4 protein-coding genes are annotated in these 4,098 nt (G+C 65.0%); 1 reads left to right on the top strand and 3 read right to left on the bottom strand.

Annotated features, from left to right (window positions below; all coding sequences use genetic code 11):
* The first annotated feature begins 214 nt into the window (after positions 1-214).
* On the top strand, positions 215-2,017 hold the full coding sequence (locus EOA27_RS25455) for an ABC transporter transmembrane domain-containing protein (RefSeq protein WP_126080731.1): 1,803 nt from the start codon (positions 215-217) through the stop codon (positions 2,015-2,017).
* A gap of 84 nt (positions 2,018-2,101) precedes the next feature.
* Here EOA27_RS25455 and EOA27_RS25450 read toward each other — a convergent pair whose 3' ends face one another.
* The 3 genes from EOA27_RS25450 to EOA27_RS25440 all read right to left on the bottom strand — a co-directional run.
* Positions 2,102-2,455 (bottom strand): PIN domain-containing protein, encoded by a 354-nt coding sequence (locus EOA27_RS25450; protein ID WP_126080732.1) that lies wholly within the window; start codon positions 2,453-2,455, stop codon positions 2,102-2,104.
* Entirely contained in the window at positions 2,452-2,730 is a 279-nt protein-coding gene (locus EOA27_RS25445) for a hypothetical protein (RefSeq protein WP_127249614.1), read from the bottom strand. Before EOA27_RS25445 ends, EOA27_RS25450 begins: the two co-directional genes overlap by 4 nt.
* A 76-nt stretch (positions 2,731-2,806) precedes the next feature.
* On the bottom strand, positions 2,807-4,098 hold a 1,292-nt coding region (locus EOA27_RS25440; RefSeq protein WP_127257558.1), incomplete at its 5' end, for a carboxypeptidase M32.

Genomic DNA, 4,098 nt, shown 5'->3' with positions numbered 1-4,098 from the left:
GCCTTCATTGTCTTATGTCCTGGCTTGCCGGCGCCGGTTACGGGCCAATGGCCTGCGTCGATGCGCCCCTTTTTAAAACTCGAAGCCGCAGCTAATGAAAAGCCACGGCTTCTAAAACGGTCGGCGAGCCTATACATCAGCCGGAATTGAATCACAAGGCCGCGGCAAGCGCATATTGAAGCGCGGTGTTGACCAGCGGCCAGAGGAAACGCTCATGGCGGATATCGGTGCCAGTGGAGACCAGCGCAGGCGCTCGGTCCGGCCGCTGAGAAACCTTTTCCCCTATATCACGCGCTACCGGAAACTGGCGGTTGGCGCGATCATCTCGCTGGTCGTGGCGGCGGTGACGACGCTTGCCCTGCCGATGGCCGTGCGGCGCATGATCGATCACGGTTTCCAGGCCTCGGGCTCCACCTTCATCGCTGAATATTTCGCCGCGCTGGTGGCGATGGCGGCGCTGCTCGCCGCCGCCTCTGCCAGCCGCTACTATTTTGTGATCACGCTCGGCGAGCGCGTCGTCGCCGACATCCGCCGCGACGTTTTTGCCCATGTCACGACGCTGTCGCCCGCCTTTTTCGATCGCACGCATTCGGGCGAGATCGTATCGCGGCTCGCCGCCGACACCACGCAGGTGAAGTCGGCGGTCGGCGCCACCGCCTCGGTCGCGCTGCGCAATGTCATCCTGGGCCTCGGCGCGGTGGCGATGATGGTCGTCACCAGCCCGAAGCTTTCCGGCCTGGTGATCGCGGCCATTCCGCTGATCGTGCTGCCGCTGGTCGCTTTCGGCCGCTCGGTGCGGCGCAAGTCCCGGCAAGCGCAGGATACGCTCGCGGAGGCCACCGCCTACGCCAGCGAGCAGATCGGCGCTGTGCGCACGCTGCAGGCCTTCACCAACGAGAAGCTGGTCACCGGCCGCTTCGCGGCCGCCGTCGACGCGGCCTTCGAAGCGGCGCGGGCCTCGGTGTTCGCGCGCTCCTTCCTGACCTTCTTCGCCATCTTCATGATATTTTCCTCGGTGGTGGCGGTGCTGTGGTTCGGCTCGCGCGACGTGCTTGCCGGCACGCTGTCGCCCGGCACGCTTAGCCAGTTTCTGCTCTATTCGGTGTTCGCCGCCGGCGCGCTCGGCGCCTTGTCGGAAGTGTGGAGCGAGCTGTCGCAGGCGGCGGGCGCCGCCGAGCGGCTGACCGAGATCCTGGCCGAGACGCCGACGATCCAACGGCCGGTCGATCCCGTCGCGCTGCCGGCCACGGCCAAGGGCGCGATCAGCTTCGACGACGTCTCCTTCTCCTATCCGGCGCGGCCGGACCGCGCCGCCGTGCATGGCCTGAGCTTCCAGGTTAAGCCCGGCGAGACGGTGGCGATCGTCGGGCCTTCGGGCGCCGGCAAAAGCACTGTCTTCTCGCTGATCCTGCGCTTCTACGATCCCGAGACCGGGCGCGTCGCCATCGACGGCGTCAATCTGCGCGAGGCCGACCCGGCCGCCATCCGTCAACGCATCGCGATCGTGCCACAGGACGTCACCATCTTCGCGGCAAGCGTGCGCGACAATATCGGCTTCGGCCGGCAGGGCGCCGGCGACGCCGAGATCGAGGCCGCCGCCAAGGCCGCGCTTGCCGATGAATTCATCGCCAGACTGGGCAACAGCTATGACAGCCAGGTCGGCGAGCGCGGCGTGACACTGTCGGGCGGCCAGCGCCAGCGCATCGCGATTGCCCGCGCCATCTTGCGCGACGCGCCGATCCTTCTGCTCGACGAAGCGACCTCGGCGCTCGATGCCGAAAGCGAAACGCTGGTGCAACGGGCGCTGGAGCGGCTGATGCGCGGCCGCACCACCATCGTCATCGCCCACCGGCTGGCGACGGTGCTCAAGGCCGACCGCATTCTCGTGATGGAAGGCGGGCGCATCGTCGAGGAAGGCACGCATCAGAGCCTGGTCGCCAAGGGCGGCATCTACGCGCGGCTCGCCAAGCTGCAGTTCGAGGCAGGCGCCGGCGCTTTCAAAGGCGCTGCGGAGTAGAAATGTGTCAGCCTGGTCGCCAGTCGGCGAGTAGAGTGATGCGGCCCAAGTGTTTTGTTTTGGCAAAATGCCGCCGGTCGGCTGTTACCAACGTTGCAGCGCGATTGATGGCGATGGCGTGGTAAACGCAATGTTGAGCGTCGGATAGCCGCCAGCCGGACTGAGCTGCGTCGCCATCTCCTGTGTTTTGGCCAGTTCGTCCATATCCGGCTCCAGAAGCTCGAAACCGCCTTCGCGCAATCCGGCGATGAGCTTTGCGACCATGACAAAGGATTGCTCATAATGGAGCGCAGTCGATAGCGCCTCGTAAAGCAGGATGCCCGGAGCGGCTATGGCGCGGCCATCTGCAATGTTCTTCGCGAACAGATTTCGAGCCTGTTCGCTGTCATCCTCATCCCGAAAGAGTTTAATGAAGATCGACGCGTCGACGATGATCACTTTTTGCGGCCTTCGAGGATATCCACCGGCCGGCCGTCCATTTCCTGGCGAATTCTGCGCAGCACGTCGGTGGAGTCTTCGCCGCCGGTCGAGGTCGACTTGAATTCCCGGATCATTTTCAGAGCGCGTTCTTTCGCGGCGTCCTTCAATGCCTTCGCGATCGCCTCTTCGACAAAGCGGGATCGCTTGCTTTTCGGAATCTGGCTTTCAAGCGTCTCCTTGATCGTGCTGTCGATCGAAAACGTTGCGCGTTCCTTGGGACCTGAAGCGTTCATCTGCGCACCTCCCAATCATAACATACAGTAGTACGAAATGGTACGCAAATGAGCGGCCATTGCCGACGAGGTCGGTCTATGAGGCTCCGTACCGCCAGCGCAGATGCTCCGTGAAGTAAGTCGCGTTAAGCCTCTCGCCGGTGGCGCGCTCGAGCAGCTCGGGCGTCGACCAGCGCGAGGCCTGCGACCAGATCTTTGCGCGACGCCACTCGTTGATGGCGCTGAAATCGCCCTTGGCGAGGTCCTCGTCGGCGGACGGGTGCTCCCTGGTCACAGCCGCCCATTGCTGCGCCGCCATCATGGCGCCCAGAGTGTAGGACGGGAAATAGCCGAAGGCGGCGCCCGGCCAGTGCACGTCCTGCATCGGCCCGTCTGCCGGGTTGTCGATGGTCGAGAGGCCTAGATAGTCGCGCATCTTGGCGTCCCATGCCTCGGGGAGGTCGGCGGCTTCCAGCCGGCCGGACACCAGCTCCTGCTCGAGTTCGTAGCGCAGGATGACATGCAGCGGATAGGTGACCTCGTCGGCGTCGACGCGGATCAGGCCGCGCTCGACATGGTGGACATGCGGCAGGATGTCGTCGAGCGACCAGGCTTCGCCGAGATGTCTTTCGACCATCGGCAAAGCCCAGCGCCAGAAGGCGGGGTTGCGGCCAACCTGCTTTTCGACGAACAGGCTCTGGCTCTCATGCACGGCCATGCCGCGCGCCTTGCCGAGCGGCCAATGCGACCAGGCCTTCGGCAGGTTCTGCTCGTAGAGCGCATGACCGGTCTCGTGCAGCACGCCCATCAGCGCCGACAGGAAATCGGAGGTCTTGTAGCGGGTGGTGATGCGCACATCGGTCGGCACGCCGCCGCAGAAGGGATGGTGCGATACCGACAGCGAGCCATGGGTGAGGTCAAAGCCGACGGCCGCCATCATGGCAAGGCCGAGCTCGCGCTGGCGGTCGACGGCATAGCTGCCCGACAGCGGCTTCAATGGGTGCTTCGCCAATCGCGCATCCTGCACGGCCAGCGCATGCGGCAGGAAGTCCTTGAGAAAGACCTTCAGCTCGGCAAACACCGGCGTGATGTCGGCGGCGCGGTTGCCGGGATCATACTGCTCCATCAGCGCGTCATAGGGGGCGAGGCCGAGCGCGTCGGCGCGCAGCGCCGCCTCTTCCCGCACCAGGGCCACGACGCCTTCCAGTGCCGGCAGGAAGCCCGCCCAGTCGTTCCTGGCGCGCAAGCTCCGCCAGAGCTGCTCGGAGCGCATGCGCGCTACCGTCTGGCGTTCGACAAACTCGGCCGGCAGGCAGGTGAGGTTGGTGTATTGCCGGCGCAGTTCCCTGACCGCCGCCTGCTGTTCCTCGCTGAGCGGCTCGGCTTCGG

The sequence above is a fragment of the Mesorhizobium sp. M2A.F.Ca.ET.037.01.1.1 genome (assembly GCF_003998075.1).
Classification (GTDB): domain Bacteria; phylum Pseudomonadota; class Alphaproteobacteria; order Rhizobiales; family Rhizobiaceae; genus Mesorhizobium.
Note: the sequence above shows the minus strand (reverse complement) of the source record. Positions and strands in the feature narration are given on the sequence as shown.